Origin of the sequence: Halobacillus campisalis, from assembly GCF_030345335.1 — a bacterium.
In the GTDB taxonomy this organism is placed as follows: Bacteria; Bacillota; Bacilli; order Bacillales; family Halobacillaceae; genus Halobacillus_A; species Halobacillus_A campisalis.
This window is the reverse complement of sequence record NZ_JAPVRC010000011.1, coordinates 1-18,843: the sequence shown is the minus strand read 5'-3', so window position 1 is coordinate 18,843 and position 18,843 is coordinate 1. Positions and strand designations below refer to the sequence as shown.

The 18,843-nt window shown below is 33.9% G+C and carries 25 protein-coding genes and 2 pseudogenes; 5 read left to right on the top strand and 22 right to left on the bottom strand.

Annotated elements, in window-relative coordinates; translation table 11 throughout:
- Nucleotides 1-695 precede the first annotated feature (695 nt).
- The 4 genes from O2Q26_RS17005 to O2Q26_RS16990 all read right to left on the bottom strand — a co-directional run bounded on the left by O2Q26_RS17005 (nt 696) and on the right by O2Q26_RS16990 (nt 2,771).
- Nucleotides 696-1,223, bottom strand: coding sequence for a hypothetical protein (locus O2Q26_RS17005; protein WP_289217021.1), 528 nt, complete (start codon nt 1,221-1,223; stop codon nt 696-698).
- 70 nt (nt 1,224-1,293) lie between these two features.
- Complete coding sequence (locus O2Q26_RS17000; RefSeq protein ID WP_289217020.1) at nt 1,294-1,578, bottom strand: DNA-binding protein; 285 nt, start codon at nt 1,576-1,578, stop codon at nt 1,294-1,296.
- 506 nt (nt 1,579-2,084) lie between these two features.
- Nucleotides 2,085-2,384 (bottom strand): TIGR04104 family putative zinc finger protein, encoded by a 300-nt coding sequence (locus tag O2Q26_RS16995; protein ID WP_289217019.1) that lies wholly within the window; start codon nt 2,382-2,384, stop codon nt 2,085-2,087.
- A 222-nt stretch (nt 2,385-2,606) separates the two neighbouring features.
- On the bottom strand, nt 2,607-2,771 hold the full coding sequence (locus O2Q26_RS16990) for a hypothetical protein (RefSeq protein WP_008591718.1): 165 nt from the start codon (nt 2,769-2,771) through the stop codon (nt 2,607-2,609).
- A 488-nt stretch (nt 2,772-3,259) separates the two neighbouring features.
- Between O2Q26_RS16990 and O2Q26_RS16985 the strand changes: the two are divergent.
- Nucleotides 3,260-3,463, top strand: a pseudogene (locus O2Q26_RS16985) (ATP-binding protein); the annotation flags it as partial.
- A gap of 179 nt (nt 3,464-3,642) precedes the next feature.
- On the opposite strand, the gene O2Q26_RS16980 reads toward O2Q26_RS16985, so the two are convergent.
- The 10 genes and pseudogenes from O2Q26_RS16980 to O2Q26_RS16935 all read right to left on the bottom strand — a co-directional run bounded on the left by O2Q26_RS16980 (nt 3,643) and on the right by O2Q26_RS16935 (nt 10,422).
- Nucleotides 3,643-3,990, bottom strand: coding sequence for a hypothetical protein (locus O2Q26_RS16980; RefSeq protein ID WP_289217018.1), 348 nt, complete (start codon nt 3,988-3,990; stop codon nt 3,643-3,645).
- A gap of 77 nt (nt 3,991-4,067) precedes the next feature.
- Entirely contained in the window at nt 4,068-4,784 is a 717-nt protein-coding gene (locus O2Q26_RS16975) for an alpha/beta fold hydrolase (protein ID WP_289217017.1), read from the bottom strand.
- 245 nt (nt 4,785-5,029) lie between these two features.
- Nucleotides 5,030-5,608, bottom strand: coding sequence for a rhomboid family intramembrane serine protease (locus O2Q26_RS16970; protein WP_289217016.1), 579 nt, complete (start codon nt 5,606-5,608; stop codon nt 5,030-5,032).
- Nucleotides 5,609-6,093: 485 nt separating this feature from the next.
- Nucleotides 6,094-6,650 (bottom strand): annotated as a pseudogene (locus O2Q26_RS16965) (YdcF family protein).
- Nucleotides 6,651-6,750: 100 nt separating this feature from the next.
- Nucleotides 6,751-7,086 carry a nucleoside triphosphate pyrophosphohydrolase gene (locus O2Q26_RS16960; RefSeq protein ID WP_289217015.1) on the bottom strand — a complete coding sequence of 112 codons (336 nt, stop codon included), beginning with the start codon at nt 7,084-7,086 and terminating at the stop codon, nt 6,751-6,753.
- Between the two features lie 944 nt (nt 7,087-8,030).
- Nucleotides 8,031-8,270, bottom strand: a complete 240-nt coding sequence (locus O2Q26_RS16955; RefSeq protein WP_289217014.1) for a hypothetical protein — start codon at nt 8,268-8,270, stop codon at nt 8,031-8,033.
- A 461-nt stretch (nt 8,271-8,731) separates the two neighbouring features.
- Nucleotides 8,732-8,932: a hypothetical protein gene (locus O2Q26_RS16950; RefSeq protein ID WP_289217013.1), complete on the bottom strand. Its 201-nt coding sequence runs from the start codon at nt 8,930-8,932 to the stop codon at nt 8,732-8,734.
- 254 nt (nt 8,933-9,186) lie between these two features.
- Entirely contained in the window at nt 9,187-9,693 is a 507-nt protein-coding gene (locus tag O2Q26_RS16945) for a DNA topology modulation protein (protein ID WP_289217012.1), read from the bottom strand.
- Between the two features lie 67 nt (nt 9,694-9,760).
- On the bottom strand, nt 9,761-9,982 hold the full coding sequence (locus O2Q26_RS16940) for a DUF3953 domain-containing protein (protein WP_289217011.1): 222 nt from the start codon (nt 9,980-9,982) through the stop codon (nt 9,761-9,763).
- Nucleotides 9,979-10,422 (bottom strand): NUDIX hydrolase, encoded by a 444-nt coding sequence (locus O2Q26_RS16935; protein WP_289217087.1) that lies wholly within the window; start codon nt 10,420-10,422, stop codon nt 9,979-9,981. The genes O2Q26_RS16940 and O2Q26_RS16935 overlap by 4 nt, the downstream gene beginning before the upstream one ends.
- 1,150 nt (nt 10,423-11,572) lie before the next feature.
- Between O2Q26_RS16935 and O2Q26_RS16930 the strand changes: the two genes are divergently transcribed.
- The 3 genes from O2Q26_RS16930 (at nt 11,573) to O2Q26_RS16920 (ending at nt 13,322) form a co-directional block, all read left to right on the top strand.
- The gene (locus O2Q26_RS16930) at nt 11,573-11,827 is read left to right on the top strand and encodes a hypothetical protein (RefSeq protein WP_289217010.1); all 255 of its coding nucleotides are present in this window, start codon (nt 11,573-11,575) and stop codon (nt 11,825-11,827) included.
- A 43-nt stretch (nt 11,828-11,870) separates the two neighbouring features.
- Nucleotides 11,871-12,413 (top strand): tubby C-terminal domain-like protein, encoded by a 543-nt coding sequence (locus tag O2Q26_RS16925; protein ID WP_289217009.1) that lies wholly within the window; start codon nt 11,871-11,873, stop codon nt 12,411-12,413.
- A 381-nt stretch (nt 12,414-12,794) separates the two neighbouring features.
- Nucleotides 12,795-13,322 carry a tubby C-terminal domain-like protein gene (locus O2Q26_RS16920; protein ID WP_289217008.1) on the top strand — a complete coding sequence of 176 codons (528 nt, stop codon included), beginning with the start codon at nt 12,795-12,797 and terminating at the stop codon, nt 13,320-13,322.
- 344 nt (nt 13,323-13,666) lie between these two features.
- On the opposite strand, the gene O2Q26_RS16915 is transcribed toward O2Q26_RS16920, so the two are convergent.
- A complete protein-coding gene (locus O2Q26_RS16915) occupies nt 13,667-14,200 on the bottom strand; it encodes a hypothetical protein (protein WP_289217007.1) in 534 nt (177 codons plus the stop codon).
- A 506-nt stretch (nt 14,201-14,706) separates the two neighbouring features.
- Nucleotides 14,707-14,904, bottom strand: coding sequence for a hypothetical protein (locus O2Q26_RS16910; RefSeq protein WP_289217006.1), 198 nt, complete (start codon nt 14,902-14,904; stop codon nt 14,707-14,709).
- A gap of 225 nt (nt 14,905-15,129) precedes the next feature.
- On the opposite strand from O2Q26_RS16910, the gene O2Q26_RS16905 reads away from it, so the two are divergent.
- On the top strand, nt 15,130-15,300 hold the full coding sequence (locus O2Q26_RS16905) for a hypothetical protein (protein ID WP_289217005.1): 171 nt from the start codon (nt 15,130-15,132) through the stop codon (nt 15,298-15,300).
- 234 nt (nt 15,301-15,534) lie between these two features.
- On the opposite strand, the gene O2Q26_RS16900 is transcribed toward O2Q26_RS16905, so the two are convergent.
- The 6 genes from O2Q26_RS16900 to O2Q26_RS16875 all read right to left on the bottom strand — a co-directional run bounded on the left by O2Q26_RS16900 (nt 15,535) and on the right by O2Q26_RS16875 (nt 18,579).
- Nucleotides 15,535-15,954 carry a cytidine deaminase gene (locus tag O2Q26_RS16900; RefSeq protein ID WP_289217004.1) on the bottom strand — a complete coding sequence of 140 codons (420 nt, stop codon included), beginning with the start codon at nt 15,952-15,954 and terminating at the stop codon, nt 15,535-15,537.
- A gap of 506 nt (nt 15,955-16,460) precedes the next feature.
- The gene (locus O2Q26_RS16895; RefSeq protein ID WP_289217003.1) at nt 16,461-16,814 is read right to left on the bottom strand and encodes a DUF4181 domain-containing protein; all 354 of its coding nucleotides are present in this window, start codon (nt 16,812-16,814) and stop codon (nt 16,461-16,463) included.
- Nucleotides 16,815-16,958: 144 nt separating this feature from the next.
- Nucleotides 16,959-17,114 (bottom strand): hypothetical protein, encoded by a 156-nt coding sequence (locus tag O2Q26_RS16890; RefSeq protein WP_289217001.1) that lies wholly within the window; start codon nt 17,112-17,114, stop codon nt 16,959-16,961.
- 365 nt (nt 17,115-17,479) lie between these two features.
- Nucleotides 17,480-17,728, bottom strand: coding sequence for a hypothetical protein (locus O2Q26_RS16885; RefSeq protein ID WP_289217002.1), 249 nt, complete (start codon nt 17,726-17,728; stop codon nt 17,480-17,482).
- Between the two features lie 84 nt (nt 17,729-17,812).
- Entirely contained in the window at nt 17,813-17,968 is a 156-nt protein-coding gene (locus tag O2Q26_RS16880) for a hypothetical protein (protein WP_289217001.1), read from the bottom strand.
- Between the two features lie 140 nt (nt 17,969-18,108).
- Nucleotides 18,109-18,579: a VOC family protein gene (locus O2Q26_RS16875; protein WP_289217000.1), complete on the bottom strand. Its 471-nt coding sequence runs from the start codon at nt 18,577-18,579 to the stop codon at nt 18,109-18,111.
- Nucleotides 18,580-18,843: the final 264 nt, after the last annotated feature.

Genomic DNA, 18,843 nt, shown 5'->3' with positions numbered 1-18,843 from the left:
ATATTGGATAAAACTCAATATTTATATAGTCATCTGCTGAAAGGGTGTGTAGTAACTTTAAGCATCTTGGCCACCGAAATAGGGTTGCCAAATCAGCTATTCCATATCGGCTAACATACATATCATATTTTTCCAATTATCCCTTATTCTTGATAACATAAAGAATAATCAGAAAGGGGTCGATTTTATTTTACACCTAACTAGAACTACGAAAGTTTTAATTGGTATAAGCATCTTACTAGTTATTCCTGAAATTTTATCATTTTTCGGTATAGATATTATACCAATAGGGTACTTTCTCCTAGCATTAGCCGCAACGAGTTTTTCTCTTGCTTTTGAATTTAAAAGAAACAATGAAAAACACGCAGCTTTAATGATGTGGATGTGTATTGGGCAAACCATGATGTTTTTGTTCGCTGGTCTCTTTGATTTAGGCATCCATTATCATCTCATCCTTTTTATCTTTTAATATTCGCTGGATTTAGAGGAAGAGGTAATGATTTCGCTATAGAGCAGCGTGAAACAATTCTCCATGATCATGAAGACTCAATATCAAGATATCTCCGATAAAACCCCCCTTAAAACCATATTTTTCATAAAGGGTTATTGCTTTCTTGTTTCCAAGAGGGGTAAAAACATTTAGAAGAGAGCAATTCTTTTATTTCAGAATTGCCCCCGTCAGCTTAATAATGAAGTTATTCAACATCTAACGAAAAAGCATAACTTGCAGTACCTTGCTCCCAATGTGCTAACACCTCGTAAACATTTTTTCCTTTGTCAGACAGAACGACCTCATCGGAATTGTTTACAACATTTTTGTCGTCGCCCCATATTCTCACGGAATACCTTTCCGGCTGTTCTTCGAAGTCTAATTCAACATCGGTATTGGCTGATACCTGCATTGGATTATTACCTTTAACCAATTCTGGTGGTGCAAAAGAACCCGACTCTATTAAACTTTCTGTTCCTTCTCCATTGTCTACACTCCAACTATATGTACCAAGCGATGGTCTAATGTTCTCTTCTTCAACAGAAACGGTTAGATTTGGCGGCTCAGGAACAGCCTCCTCTGAAGCACCATCCAACTCTTCATTGTTACTACCTTCTTTACCCTCACTATCATTATCAGTTTTTTCTTTCGTATCATGTATGCCAGAACAACCCATTAGTGATAAAAGACATATAAGAGTTAAAGCCAAAAATAAAAATCTGAAAGTCCTCATAATCTCCTCCTTACTATTTAGAAGATAAGTATATGATAGCTACTTTCTTTTGTAGCGACCAATCCAATAGTCAACTTCCTATTTTCATTAACCATTCACGTAATTTAGCTTTTTGATAATACACCTTATTATTAATGACAATATGCGGAATGCTTGTGTGTTCGGCTATCAAATGTTTGGCGTCTTCCTTGGAAATACCGATAAAATGATGAACCTCATTTTCTTTAATTAGTTCGTGGTCATCATTATCATCTAAAGATTCTAAAATATTTTTTGAGTTTGGGTTTTTAAAGTTTTTTAATCCATCCCCAATTAAATATCCCGCTATGGCAATACCCAATCCTAACCACATCATCCAAATTCCTCCTTATTAGCTAATGGTGAAAAAGCGTATCTACTCATTTCAAATACGGAACCTATATATATTTTACGAAATAGAAAAATATAAGTTTCAATATTGAATAGTCCTTCTCCGTTACTTCAATACTTCACCCCTTAATTAAAAGGGAGCAACCCCTATTGATGAGTTGCCCCAGTTTCATGAAGACTCGAATTCGAGGTATCTATTATTTTTTTACTTTGTCATCGGTTAGTTTAAGTACATTTTTTCACGATATTAATGAAAGGATGACTTAATTTCAAGTTATCCTTTCACATAGTTAATAGCTTTAATTCAGACTTCCAAGCATCATAGAATTCTTTTATGGTTGAATAACTTTTATTACGATGTTCTTCGACTGCTTTAATTTCAAATTCATAAAGCCCTTGGTATGCATCCCTTTTTGAAAATGAGCGATCCAAAAAACTTGATACCCAAATCAGATTTATAGGTCGTATCCTGATAAAGAAAATAGCTCCATTTTACCAAAGTGGATGTTCTTCATTAGACAATTGTAATACAAGCGGAAATAAAAGTAAGCAAAGGAATTCAGCAGCTACAAAAATAATCAACGCAATACCAATGGGAACTTCAAAACCTACAACAAAAGGTAACATTAGTAATGGAATCATTGTTATTAAAGATACTTTTCTCATAGTTTTCTGGGTTTGGAACTGTTTCTCCCCACAGTATTGGCATTTAGCTCCATTATAAAATTGAAATGATTTTTTAATAGATTCGGACCACGCCCATTGACTTCCACATTTCTGGCATACCGGCATTTAAAACACCTCCTGTTGCGATTATTAACGGCTAATATTACGCCCTTCAGTTTATGCTAAATATTATTAATGATCTAAAACAACGCATAATTATGTACGTTTAATCTCCGAGTTGAGTTTTAAAATGCGCCAATCTGGAAACTGAGCCTTCAAATAACCTGTGCTAAACGGTTATAAGAGCTCTATTCCCTTATTTCAGAATTGCCCCCGATTGTTAAGTAATTATTTCACTTCTTTTTTAAAGTAAAAAACTGTCCCATTAACTCCAGCTAGTTCCCAACCATCCTTACCAAGAAAATTCAATTTTTCTTCCATCACTGCACTAAAATCATTATTTGCTTTTAATTGAAATTGAATATCTTCCACTCTGTACTCAAATTGCTTCATTTTCATCCCTCCAAATAATCATCCAACATAATAGTTCTTCCTGTAATATAATTACGATTTTTATTAGAAATAGTTTCTAATTTTTACAAAAACAAAGAGAGTTATCTCGAATTCCAGTCTTCAACTAACCGGCCCGTTTGTTTAAGACTCATTTTAGAGAGATATACGCAATAATTTAAAAAAATATTTGTATCGTAAAAGTAGATAACTTAAATTCTATTACAATTCCAATATAATAAGAAACCGCATTGCAGAGAATCACTTCTCTACACGACCCTTTCTGAAAAACTATTTATTAACGTGCTTTACCCCACTATGCTAATGCTTTAGTAAAGCAGGGGTAAGGCACCATCACTCTAAAGAGGAAAACAAGAAAGTCTGTTTCTACTGTATGATATTACGAAAAGAGGTGCACTACCAACAAATCTCCATGGGTACTATGCCACCCTTTAGTTCTCTAACGTACCGGGGGACTGACCCCAGGATCGATCAACCATTTATACGAACGAAGTTCGATCATCCTGACTTCCAATAAAAGTCCAGATGAATGGGGAAATTTGATTGGCGATCAAGGGATCACGACAGCTATTTTAGATCGTTTACTTCATCGTGTGGAGGTCATACATGGTGGAGAGACTGAGGAAAGTCATCGGATGAAAAACCGAAAAAGTATTTTTCAAGCAGAAGTGTAAAAGGGAAACGAGCAAAAAGTGTAAAATTCGACTTGACGTCTACATATGGTTACGATGCACAATAATCCTTCTCTCTCCTCTTACCAACATAAATAAAAACCAGCACCGAACGCTGGCTTTGAATATTTCTTATGCCATTAAGCCCCAGATACAGTAAGACTTGATTTCGAGATAATTAATCAACTCTTCTCCGATACTTCAAACGCCAATCGATTCAAATCCCATACATCTTCCTCATAATTTTTGATCACTTTCACCTCTATCTCTTCCCCTACATCATATTTCTCTGGGTTGGACACTCGTATCGTAATCGCTTCTGATTTTAACTCCTCTTTAAATTCAGATGACTCTGTAGAGGATCCTGATTCGCTAACTATTGTCCAATAAACCGTTTCAATTTTCATATCCCCACTTTCCTCATTGACTTCGATTATTTCTCCTCCAACAGCCATTCCTTTATTAGAAACACAGCCTATTAGTAGAATGGCTAAAGCTACGATTATAGAAAACATCTTGCTTTTCACCACAGAATTGCCCCCGATTATGTAAGACTTGAATTCAAGATAATGCACCAAGTAAATTTCAATTCTAATAGTTTGTTGTACTATTCAACCATCGGAATACCCAGAAATTCTTGAAGGATTTCAGTATATATTCTTGGTTTTTGTTCATGAACTAAATGGGATGCAAATGGAATAACGCATACATGAACATTTTCATGCATTTCTTGATATTTTGATGCGGAAACCACCTCAGCTTTATTCCCTTCTCCGACCATAAAAAGAATAGGAACATCAATATCTTCAAAATTAGTAGTATAGTGAAAAGGATACCAGTCCTCATCTTTTGCCATATAAATAAACTGTTTCCAATCAGAATGATGTAAATGATTTAGGTGTTTTGTTATTTCTGAATTATGAAGAAGATCCTTCTGTACAGCTACATCCTGTTCATGCATTTCCTTCCAATTACTTGGTTTGTCCGCAGTAATCCCAGACAAAGTTAAGCTCGAAATTTTATTAGGGTATTTTTTAGAAAATACTAACCCTACTAAGCCGCCTAAAGAGCAGCCAACCAAATGGAATTTCCTTATTTTCAAGTGCTCCATGGTATCTTTCAAGTCCTCAGCTGTCTTTTCAAAATAATTGCTTAAGTTCTCACTTTTAGACTTCCCATGACCTCTTAAAGCAGGAATTATTACTTTCATATTTTTTTTGATAACATCTCTTTGAATTACAAAATCCGTATTTCCAGTTTGTAATCCAGTATGTAGGAAAACGATCGGTTCTCCTTCTCCATATACGTCATGATGTAGAATCACTTTAAAATCCTCCCGAAAAAAATATTTCCCTACTTTTTAAAATTTATATGAATGGCTCTTATTCAAGCGTAGCCCCAGTTAGTTGAAGTTTCGGAATCGATATCTTCCAAGAATACATGTACCTACACTCACAGTTAGTACAATTCAAATTATTAGATTTTTCAATTATATCATTACATTCCTTTTAAAAAATCTATCTTTCTAAAGTCTTTGTTATAGGTAACTTTCACAGCTGGTAAATCAAATTAAAATAAATAGAAACTCAACAAGATTCCAATCATAAACCCAACCACATGGGAAACAAATCCACCCAAACCAATTAAGTTTCCTAAAATTGAATAGAAAATAATATAGTTTGTTTTCCAAGTTCCTAATTGGAGATTGAATAATTCAGGAGTTTGTAAAAGCAGATAAAAGGTACAGCCTACCAATGCAAATATTCCTGGAGAGGCTCCTGTTCCCTTATTAAATGAAGAAAATATGGAAAATAATAAGGAAACCATCAAATTTCCGATTGCGTAAATGAGCAGAAACATAAAACTTCCAATTTTGTTTTCTAACACTAATCCGACGAAATAAATACCAAAAACGTTTCCCACAAGATGAATTATATTCAAATGAAAGTATGGTGCAGTTATGAGCCGGTACCATTCTCCCTTTCTCATGTTGTCAAAACTCTTCCCTGTGCCCAACTTAGACAATTTATCGCTCCATATTCTATCTGTAAAAAAAATAACTATGTAAATAATTAATAAAGTAAGTGTCACAGGAGGTGTATTTAATATGGCGATGTTCTCAACTTCCTTTCTAAAAGTGATACTCAAAATGTATTTACCTTTTTATTTTATTACTTCCTCCCCCTATATACCGCTATTACGGTGACTACTCTTACCCGACAATCTCCCCAGTTACAAGAAGAATTGAAATCAAGATAACCGTTAATTTTAGGGCTTCTAACTTAGTCCCTTTCCTTCCTCTTTGTTTGATTTTGTTTTTCCAAATTTTCAAGTAGTTTTTCACCGAGCAACTTAATATTGCGCGCAATAGCTATTAGAACCACTAATATTCCGATTAAAATTATTTCTAGCATCTTTTCACTCCTAACTATTACTGTTATATTCGCATTACCTTTGGAAAAAGAATTTGTTAGTTTAATCATTTCAAAATTTTTCAATCTCCGCAATACTTCCCCAAAAATCCATTTTATCTCGAAACTGAGTCTTCCACTAACCTGCCCTAAACGTTAAGAAGAGGACGATTCCTTTATTCCAGAATTGCCCTCGTTAGTTGAAGACTCAGTATCAAGATATTATTTTTCAACCCGTCCCGGAATAAAATCACCAAAGTATTTACCGATCTTCTCAACTTCCGTCATGATTCGGCTGATACCAACTTTCGTGGTAAACCAATTCTCTTTAGTAATTCCGAACCGATCATCTACTGGAGATACCATAAACTTCGTGTCCTTAGGAAATGCTTCCTGATAACACAGTAATGCTCTGCGAGAATGTCCTGCTTTACACACAATAATAACCTTCTCATGCTTAATACCTTTACTCTCTAACACTTCTAAGGAATATCGGGCATTTTCTAAAGTATGCTGTGCTGCGTTTTCTCTAAGAATAACCTCTTCAGGTACCCCATTAGTAATACCAATGTTTCTTAGATATTCCCACTCAGAGGTACCTACGTGAGGTTTGTATCCCCCAGATGAAGTATATATGAGGCCATTCCCTTCTTATATAAGGATGAAGCTTTTTCCATTAGCTGTGGATGATCCGCACCTGGCACCAATACAACATCAGCCGTTGATACTTCTGTCTCAACAAAAATAAAGTTTGTAATACAATCATATGGACTAGACATTGTTATAAATCCTTTCGTACATGGACTTGTATGGGATGAACAACCCTATTGAAAGTTTGCCCCCGTTTCTTTAATACTTCACTTCAAGATATTTTACCGATTAATTCATTTTATTAGTAGTGCTTACTAATAATAGACCCTTTTCAAAACCACCACGTTCTTTAAACTTCTGCTGTCTCACATTTTCCACCTCATCAAATGATTTATTATGAAACTTTGCTAGAGAATGAATAACTTCCAATATGTCTGCTAGTTCTTCAGTTGCCGCTATTTCATCCATTGTCTCCAGATATTCTCCCACCTCTTCATTCAACTTTCTCCTTAGCTCAATCGCATACCTATTTGAATCAAGTTGAAGATATTCGCCTATCTGACCATTTTCTTTAATAATCGTGGGGATCTTATCCCTAACCATTTTGTTGTATGTTTTTTTCAAATAATCGCCCCCGTTACAGTAAGACTCGAATTCAAGATAATTACATTTTTTAATTTTGTTTCTTTCTACTGTGTACTCCTATTTTTCTTAGCATCGCTCACAACCATAAAAATAATGAGTAGCACACTATTAGCAATCAATACTAGCAAAAGGAACGCTGATACAAAAGCAGCTCCTTGACTACTTGTAAATGACGCATATTGAAGCCCTAAGAAATGAAAAATAAGTGGTGCTCCAATTGCTGTAAAAGCTAAAATTATATGGGACTTCTTATGTTTTTGATTATAATTAAACCAAATCCATCCACTACATATCAGTAAGAAAGCCACTAGATACAATAAGATACTTATCCCCCTCTTCAAGAAATATTTTTAAAAGTAAAATTATTACAATCCAGTTTAACATACTAAGGCTGAGGAAGACTTTGATTTTTACCAGGGGACTGACCTAAGAATCATAACCCCTTCGTACATAAACTTAAATGGAGAAAGTTACCCTATTGGACAATAGCCCCAGTTTCTGTAAGAATTGAATTCGAGATAAAAAATAATTAACTTTTCTCCGTCTTACTATAAAATTTAGCCCATAGATAAAAGATAATCACGGTTACTATTGGAAAAAAAGATGGTATCCATTGATAGTGGTTAGGTAAGGTGAAAAATAAAATTATTGTTAATAACCATACCGGAATAACCCAAATAAAAAACATTCCAACTATTTTATTTCTAAAACTAAGCTCAAACTCCATCATTCCTCCCCCTTTTTTATACAGGTTCTTGGACAACGTTATTTTATATTAACTCTTGAAACTAAGTCTTCAACTATCCTGCCTCGATAGTAAAAAAAGCGATTGTTCTTATTGAGCAACCGCCACCAATTCCGAAAAAAATGAATTCAAGGTACTTTATTAACTCTCAATACTATTCCTTCAGCTCTAGCAAAACTTAAGTGACGAGTATGATCGCAATGATAACAAACGCAACCGCAATCGTTCCCATAAAAATGATTCCCCATATCTTTCTATCCTCTTCAAAGTAATACCTGTATCCAACCGTAAATTGATTGATAAGGAGTAACGTGACCCAGTAAGTCAATAGATCTTGATCTATGAATAAATCGATTACGAATAGGATGGTGGATACTACAATGGCAATATTGCCAAGAATGCTCATAAGTCTTTTCATATCAGTAACACCCCGTGCTTCCTTCTTCGTATCTAAAATTGAAATGTCCCCAAAATATTACTTCAAGTTTATTACCTAAAGATACTCCTTCCACAACCTATCCAACACTTATGGAATGGAAAGAGCCGACTATTCTGATTGAAAAATCACCCCCTCTAGCGGAAGACTCATCTTGCGCTGCTTGATAACATTATTGTGAACCTATGTATTGTACTTCCTATTCGTTGTATCCATCTCGTATTATTTTCGGAAAGTTGAGTATACAGCTATTGTAAATATTATAAAGAAAACCAGACCTACTCCAATCAGTATTTTGATTCAGCTCATAATGTCCCCCTCTTTATTCTATATACGATCTTTAACAATAGCCCCATATAGCTGAAGACTTGGAACTGAGATACTTTCTAGTATATTTGCTTGCACCCAGGATAATCTCTTAATTTTCTTCATAAAATCACTACTTACGTATCAAATAATATTTTGATGATTTGACTAAGTATGTACATTAGGAGTAAGACACCTATTCCCAAGGCGCGAATCCCGTATAACTGTTTCTGTGATAAATCTTTCCCTTGCATCTGTCTCCAACTGGGATAAAAAAATCCAATGACAGGAGCTAAAACTAAACCTATAGACATAAGTACTACAACTATAACTTCCATTTTAGCAGCTCCTTTCTTTAGTATTAGATATCCTTGTTTACCAATGAATAAACCCAGAGTCTAAGGTACTTTGCCTCTATTGAAAAAGTTAGTTCCAGTAAAAAATGTCCAGAATTTGAGTTTCAACTATTCTAACCGTTAGGAAAAAAGCGACTGCCCTTATTGAACAATCGCCCCAGTTAACGGAAGACTTGATTTCGAGATATTGAAGCAGATATTCGACTAACGCATCCTGAACTTTAATAAGGAAAAAATTATTGCATTTTTTCTAGAAACAGTTGAACTTCTTTTGGTGATTTCAATATGATAACTTGTTTATCTTCAGAAAATTGTTCAAGCCTACCTTGAATTTCAGGTCTTTTAGTTTTTGGATAATCCCATATCCATTTAAAAAAATCTAGATTAAATCTTTCTTCGCAACCTTCACCTATATCAGGTCTTGTTTTGTTTCGATACTGTAACACTCTTTTGAAAGCACGGTAGACACAGATTGTTCTGTGAATATCAAGAAAAATTATTGTATCTGCAGCATTAAGTCTTATATCCATTGTACCGCCATAGTTTCCATCAATAATCCATTCTTCTTTTTCCACTAAATCATTTTGAACTTTTCTTTGTTCATCCTTTGGAACACCAACCCAATTAGGTTTCCAAAATAAGGCGTCAAGATGATAAACATTTATTTTTAACTTTTTATCTAATTGCCTCGCTAGTGTGGATTTACCTGAACCACCTGAGCCAATGAGTACAACCTTTTTCATATGTACCCCCTTGTTATGAAACCCTGCTCACATCGAAACTCCTACTCAGTTTTTTCGCTTGATTGCTTTATAAAGTATAAATACCAACGAAAATACTAAATCCAGCTACAAGGAATGATGTGAAAGCGATTGGTTTTCGTTTTTGAAATTCAATAAGTCCCATAACAAGAAGCAATCCACCCAGTAATAGCAAAACATAAGGTATTATTAACCCAGGTTTTCCAGTTATCAAACCATAACTGGACATAGCAACTACAACCGTTGCCAAAATTATTCTAAGGATTTTCACAGTACTCTCCCCTCCAAATATTTATCTATGATTAATTTCGCCCTTTCATCGATGTTTGTTGGTAATTTGTCTCTCACGAAGTACCTTAAGTTTATACTCTCTCCGTCGCTCATCGTTAGTTCCCCATATGTATCCAGGGCTTCATATATGCTTATAACGTTGTAAACCTCATCACCATTTGGGTATTTAAAGTAAAGTTCCTCACCAGACAATATATCAATAAACGTAAAGCTCTCGGCTCTTAGTCCTGTTTCTTCATAAAGCTCCCTTGCAGCTGTTTGTTCCAATTTTTCTCCGGGCTCCATAGCCCCTCCAGGTAATCCCCATTCTTCTGTATCTGAACGATGCTGTAGTAAAAGCTCATTAGAATCGTTAAATACAAGTACAGTAGATCCTGTCAATATCAAGGGCCTACTGCCAATCAACTTCCTGATTTCCATAGTGTAGTCAGAAATATAAATCACCTTTTTCTTCAGTTTTAAATTACCTTAAGGAATTTAAGATATCAGTGTTTGACCTCTCCCAGTTTCACTAAAGTATTAGCGCGGTTAGGGTGAAACTCTTGTTCAAGATAAGCCCCATATTCAGAAAGACTCAGTTTCAAGATGTTTTTAATTATCTTTAATTCCTACCCCTGTTCCTAATACGTTAATTATTAGTAAATATAAAGGATAAAAGAATATAGCAAATATAATTACAAACCCATACCCTGGTCCAGGATCGTGTCCAGGATTATTAATGGGAAATACATTAGCAAATATAAATGTAAAAAGAATAAAATATGGAAACCAAAGAATGATGGACCAAAATGAGCTCTTTCTTTTATCCATCCATTTTTTAGCTACTTTGAAAAATAAGAAACTGAAGATTATAAAGCCAATAATATAAAGGGATGTTACCATTTTCATTACAACATCTAGATTCAAACTAAGTAAGTCACTAATCCTATATACATTTAGCCCAAGTTATACGGCTAAGAACAATACAAAAGCATTTAATAGGCTAAATAAGTTTATTTTCAAAAATAGATTCATTCAAATCCCCCTTACGTAACTATTAAGCAATTGCCCCCGTTTCGTTTACTCTTGGTTTCAAGACTCTCGCTTGAAACAGTTAACTATATTTATTCCAACTCACTAAAGCATCTTGAACAATATATAATTTGGTCAGGACCCCAGGCTTTTAAAAGAGCATACCCATTTGTCTTTCTCGGTGTAACAATAATTGCCATCTTCTCATCTTTTTCTACTTCTCTTCCGCAATTTTTGCAAGTAAACTTATCGCCAATAATAAGTATCCATCCTCTCGATAAAATTCTTATTTAGTAAATTATTACCTTCCCTTTTAAATACGTTCGAATAATAAATCCGTTTCACAATTCAAACTATCTCGAAACTGAGTCTTCCACTAACCTGCCCTAAACTCTAATAAAAGAGCGATTCCTTTATTTCAGAATTGCTCCCGTTTCATAATAACTCACCCGGAAATACACTCACCCCAAAAATTAAAGATGCACATTCACCGGGTTAATTATGTTTTAAGTTTTTACATACGAGGTAATAAATGGAATATACTGAGGGGGTGTTATACATGAAAAAACCATGGTTAGCCGGTGTTCTTTCTTTTATTTTTAGTGGTCTTGGACAATTGTACGTAGGGAAAATTGGAATTGGTATAGCACTTTTACTTGGCTATCTTGCGCTCATTATTATTGGAGGGTTGCAGGATACGTTTGGAGCTGTCATTAGTCTGTTTGCTCTACTAGGGGCACTTATTTTATGGGTTGTGAACATTGTGCATGCCGCTAAAAAAGCGAAAGCTGTAAATACGCATGCTGCTTCTTAGTTATAAAACTGAAGTATTTATATAAAAAAAGGGTGTTTAGCGAATGGAATATACGTACCGGGAAAACCTATTTAACTTATCTCAAGATCCTTCTGTTATCCATGATGAGCATGAGCAGGACGCTTTTAATGTTCGTCTTTATTACTCAAATGGAACGCAAAAGGTATTGACTCAAGGCTTAGGTCGAGTAACTAATGGGGCTACGAACATCTTTAATATTGCTATAGAAAGTAGAGACGCTTCGTACCACTTTGTCCAAAAACCACTATATCAGAATCTGATAGGCACGAAATGGGATGTATATCATGACCATGAACAAATTGGCCTGTTAAAAACAAAACTTGATGTTACCAAAGATAAAATGTGGTTGGAATTAGATGGTGAAGATACGGTCGTATTTGAATCCACTAAATTATCAGAAACCACATTCGCATACGTAAACGATCAGGAGATCATGAAAATTAAAACTCAACGTTTTAGCCCTGCCTCTCAACATAGTGTAGAGATTCAAACGCAGGATTGGGATCACGCGTTACTTCTGGGTATATACCAAACATTCTATACTTTTCTGGAAACTACAAAGTAAGAGGTGAAAAAAGTGAAATCTAGAAAGAACTTAATTATTTTTGTGTCCGTTCTAGTGGTATTAGGACTTATATATAGCAGCCAATATATTTTTGGCGTTGAATATGAGTTGCTCGATCTTTTTGATGGACGACGTTCCTAGTATGAACAGTTTTCTTAGTAAGTCTCCATTATTTCTCCACTATATTAAAAATAAAATATATGTCCTTCTTTAATCGGTGAAATAGGGAAGTATTTTACGAGAAGATCAAAATTTAGGCGGAGAAAAAATGAATAATTACATTATAAGAGCCTCTTATTTTTCAAGCAGAGGGAACAAGAACATTTGTTTGGTGTTCGACTTAACATGACACTTTCACTTTTAAAAAGGGGTTACAATCTATTGGAATATTTATCATTCAAAAAGCCATTTTTCGTTTTTTCTACACGAAGAAGTAAATTGAAAAATAAAGAGGGAAACGTAAAATATCAAGGTAAAAAGTACTACCACTCCAGAAAAGAACGGCTTCTATTAAAAAAAGTAGCAAACGTCAAGCTTTACGACGAATCAAACAATTTGCAAGCTCATGTCCTTCAAACGGAGAGAGCAAGAGATAAATGGAGTATCAAATTCGGGAATAATTTAGAAAATTTGGCTTCAATGAAGGATGTTTCCTCTATTTCTACTCATAAACGGTTATCAGTAACTTTTTTTGATCACAAACTTTTAATAAAACATAATTGGGGAAGTAATGAAGCTCAAATGTTTAAAATTAATAAAAACGAGGAAGAAATGAAAATCGCTACTCTTACTATAGGGAGTTTGAACCCATCTAATCATGAGATTATTCCAGAGAGTGCTTCTCAGGTAGACGAAAGACTTGTTATCAGCACTTTTTATACTTTTGCTTTAGTAAAAGCTAGAGAATAAGGTAATTTTTTATAAAGAATTTAACTAATAAAGAGCTTTAATAATATCAATGAGCATGGTCCCCAAGACCAGGGCTTAACAAAAGAAATAATGCAGCAATACACCAGTACTTAAAGACAGGTTTGTAGATGAACACAAAACTTTATAATGATGCTAAAGGTCTTCAACAGGTTTTGCATCTGCATATCTAATTAATAGGGAGCTTTCTGCTCCCTATTTTTCTTTATGGATCTTAGTAATCTTATTCCAGTAAAGCCCCATTTACGGGAAGACTCGATTCCAAGATATTTTAAACATATACTGACTTGGCCAACCTCCAATTTTTGGCATCGTTATTATCGCTTTTAGGTTGGATTGGGAACTTCAAAATAGTAAGCCACTGAATATTTGATTTCTGCATTGTCTTTGCTTCTCCAATTTAAATTAACTATATAAGTGATTTCCTCTCCCTTATCACCAGTGACTTCAATAATATTCTTATCTGCTGTTTCTTGAATTCCGGTCGCGCCTTGTTGCTGATGATACAGAATTTGATTTGGCCTAGGGAAAGTATTTGGAATACTAATCTCTATTTGTTCGCCTATGCTAGCATCAATTTTCTTTGGTTTTATTTCTTTCTTTATCTTATTTAATGGCAAATAGTCATTATCCTCAGAACATTCAGCAGAAGTCTTACACTTCAGTTTATATTTCGCCTCATAAGCTTTATTGTTATAAATAAATTGCACTTTATCAAGTTGGTCTACATCTATTTTGTCTGCTATTTGATTCGTACTAGCTTTATTTGAGTTTTGAGACCCCTCTTTATTAGAACTCCCTAGTGGAGAACACGCCCCTAAAACAATTGTAACTAGCATAATGAAAATTAATTGCTTCATTTTTAGTCTCCTTCTTTGGTAGATATAATAATAATTTATAATTAATTTGGTGGTAAAAGGCTTCGGCAACATAATCATACGAATAATGCAAAAAAGCCAGCTAAAGATCCTGACTTTAGAAACCGGTAATTCAGATAAGCCCCCTATACATTAAGACTTGAAGCCGAGATTAATTAAACAAATGGGCTAATTTTATGTAGAAATTATTCTTTATTTTTCTTCCGTGAAGAGTAAATTTGTAAGTAACAAAATAAGGTAGCTATAACAACCGCACTTATCTGTTGTGCTAAACTATATTCAAAAATTGGTCCCAACACTAAAATTACCCCGGTAAGAAAAATAGGCAGCCCTATTATTTTAAGTATAGTCAACTTATCACCCTTCCTCCTGCCATCTTTACAAGTCTTCAATAAATTTACCCTAAACAGTGAAAAGATAGCGATTAAGAATTGCCCCAGTTAACGTAAGACTTGAATTCGAGATTTCACAAATTTATTTTTGAATAATTACTTCTGTTTCTTATCCACATAAAATCCTATGATAAAACGCCCTAGTAGATACAACAACATAGTGGCTCCTGCCACTATAAATAAGTTATAATCATCAAATACTACAACTGCAAAAAATACGGCGATAACAAAATAAATAACTGCAAATCCTTGCTGATATCTTCCTTTTTCAGATAACCCATTTGGGTCCCTCAATTTATTCACTCCTTGTTGCAGATTTGCCTCAGTTTGCTTAAGATTAGATTTCAAGATTTTTTATTATAAACCAGTGTTTAAAAGCTCGTTATCTACTTTTCTAAGGTGTAAATTTCGAATGACTGCGTTGTTTAATGAATTCTATTGTTCATAAAAAGAGCTATTGGCTTTTTTAAAAACGTTTTTTTAGTTCTGATAGGAAAAAAAGATAGAAGGAGGGATAGTGTGATGATTATACTAAAAATCATAGGAATACCTATATTTGTCTATGGAGTGGTGTTATTAGTAACCCCATTTTTTGATTTAGATTTAGGAGGACAGATAAGTATTACCATACCAGTTACTTTAATGACATATTATGAATTTCTTTACGCTCGGCCGAGGAGGGAAGGATAACGTTTACATAGAAACATCGATTTCTAACATCCTTCCTAAATCCTTGTCCTTTCATCCCACCCAATTTAATTAACCATATCCTTTTCACTCTTCTACCCCTCATAATGACCACCTTTTCGAAAATTAGCTGGAAACTATTAAAAATATATGCTTATCCTTAGTCAAGATAAGCCCCCTTAGCGCAAGACTTGACATCGAGATATATTCCGTTTGCGATTTTAACTAAAATATCCCTTAATCAAACAGCTCTTCTTCTTTGTATGCTTTAGACCAATGGTGAGGTTGAACTTCTTCTAGTGTTTTGAAAAGTAATGATTTCTCGTCATTTGAAGATACTGCTACCTTTACATCTCTCCCCCAGTAAATCAACCTTTCCTGACAGACCCCACAAGGAGTTAATACCTTAAACTCTTCATTTTCATTGTCTCTTACAACACAAATTGAATGAGTAATTTTTGTATTATATTTATGTGCTTCTAAAATCGCCCCTGTTTCTATACATAACTCTGTTGAAGCATTTATGACCTCTGGGGCAACACTTGTCAATACTTCATCCTCAATAGTGTACATTGCTGCTGCACCGCCCCAGCCAGTTGGGTATCTTCTTTCAAGCAGTTCTTTTGCTGCTTGATATAATTTTCGTACAATATCCAATTTTGTTTCCCCCTAGTTACTCCTTTTCTTTCCAAATATAATTGTAACGCATTAAATCGTGCTTGAACTAAGCTGCTCCTTAAATAAAAAAGCAATCGTCTTTTTTGGACAATCGCCCCCTTTAGTTTAATTAAGAATTTATATTTTATATGCGATTAAAAAATAAAAAATCGGAATAAAAAGAGATAAAGCCAGACAAATAATTGCCACTATTTTTGATTGTTTAGCGATTCGTTTATCACCCTCCTGTAAATTTTCTATAAAATTCAAGGTAAAGATAAAGCATAAAATTAATAGTAAAATTGAAATCATACTAACCCATCCTAAAGTCACACTATCCTCTCCCTGATTTTTACTTAAACTGCTTCCTTAGTTAAAAATAAATGAATCTATATGTAATAAGGGCATCACTTTATTAAGCACTTGCCCCCGTTAGTTGAAAGCTTGAATTCAAGATATCTTTGATTTAAACATATCAAACACAACTGTTATCTTAGTCACAACATCTACTCTAAAAATGGAAAGTTATCAACGTTATACACAATAATAAGACTCATTATAAGTAACATCATTGTGCTTATATATTGCTTTGAATCTTTAATAAAGATGAATTCCATAATTGCCTGAAATCCTAATGTTATTGCTAAATAGGACATAAAAAAATATTTTATTAATGCGTCTGAGTTGATATCAATGCCAAACCATAGTGCACTTAAAAAGACAGACAGGATTATACCTCTCCCCCAACGGTCAAGATTTTTCCCGGATGTGTCTGATATTCTTACCTTCTCAACCCTAAGAATCTTATTTGTAATTTTTTCTGTCATAAACATCAAGGTAATTAATACAATTAAAAACACTAAGAACTCCACCTAATCCCCCCTTACATTAACATTGCACGATTATCAAATTATTGGTAAAGGCTAGAAAATTTACGCCTGGGTAGCAATGAAGTCCCTATTAAGGTTGCTCAATCGCCCCAGTTACTTTAATTAGAAACATATTTACTCGGTAGTTTTTTTCGATTTAAATAATGTAAAAACTATCGCTAAAATAAATAAAACTGTAGAAATAATCAGGGCATTCGATGTACCAATAGGATCAATGAAAACGCTCAAAAGTAATACAATAAATCCCGTAATTAATAAAGCAACAATCATTGAAATTCCTCCTATATTTAAAACTTAACGCAATATATTTTCTAAAGTATTGTGCCGGTCTGTTTAAAAAGAAAAACCGATTGTTATATATTGCTGAATAGCCCCATATTGCTTAATAAACAAAGTTTATTAAACCTTCGTTTTTTTGTATTTTTTGATAGCATATGTCCAACAAACAGCACCAATTAACATAAGAATAACTGGTAGAGCTATAAGAGTACCAAAAAAAGCGAAAGCTTCCATAATAGCTCCTCCTTTCATAAGTTGTTATAATTCTTCATTTTCAATATTTATTTAAAATTAGTAATGTAGCTAAAGATCATAAATACGCCCTTAAGCTATTGCTCCCGTTAGTGCAACAATATTTAACCTAAATATACAATTTCACCGTTTTCCTTTTTTGCACGAACTGTGATTTTCCCTACACATTGCTCTGGGTTCTTATAACTATTTTCTACTTCATCAAATAGCGCAGATAATAGAGCTTCAACTTCTCTTATTTTTGTATCTTTAGGGAGTTTATGTACACCCATTAGCTCAACACCCTTAAAAGCACCCTCTGCGCCTTGCACATCAACTTCTCCATATGCTTTAACTTCAATTTCTATCTTCAAATTTATTACCTCCTGCAAGTTGCTAATTTATATATGTATTGCGCTATTAAGCAATCGCCCCAGTTACTTTAATTAGAAACATATTTACTCGGTAGTTTTTTTCGATTTAAATAATGTAAAAACTATCGCTAAAATAAATAAAACTGTAGAAATAATCAGGGCATTCGATGTACCAATAGGATCAATGAAAACACTCAAAAGTAATACAATAAATCCCGTAATTAATAAAGCAACAATCATTGAAATTCCTCCTATATTTAAAACTTAAAACCGATTGTTATATATTGCTGAATAGCCCCATATACGTGAAGACTCGAAATCGAGGTATTTCTTAGCTTATCTTTTACTCTAGTCCACAATTGCTTCCTCTATGTTGCATACTACTTTGTTAATCCATTCAATTTTTCCCATTCACTTAAATACATTTTTTCTGTCAAATTGTTAGGATTACCAATTTTGCAAATGAACTCTAAACTATTTCCATCCGGGTCATTAAAATGTATCTTTGCATGGCCAAACCCTTCATTAGGGTTTGGCATCACAAATGGTTCAGTAGGCTCAAAACCAAAGGCTTTCCTCGGTTTATATCCTTTATTTGTTAGCCAGTTAACCGAGTTTTTCAAGCCATCCAAAGATACTTCAAAAGCTATATGTCTAATTGAAGGATGATACTCTACCTCAACTTTATCGGTTTTCCATAATCCAACCCAACTTTGGTCTTTTACAATCCATAAGAAAGCTAATCTATCTTCCACTTTATGGTCAAACTTCAACCCAAGCCCTTCATAGAATTCAATCGACTTATTCAAGTCACTTACTGGTAAATGTGCTTCATATAGACCTTTAATCAATGAAAACACCTCCATTTTTTTATTTTTAATACCTTCATTTAAGTAAAGCCCCAATTAGCGTAAGACTCGGTTTCGAGATACCTCTTACTTTTCTTTTACTTTAGCAGCCGTTAGTTAGATGTTCCTTATACACATGCTTTATGTCCCAAAATTACCGTACAAAATCATTAAAATAATATACATCACTATGCACACAAAAAACACCATAGCAATTGAAGAAATAATTAAAGCAATTTTTTTCAAAAAACCTTTCTCGCTTTTCAG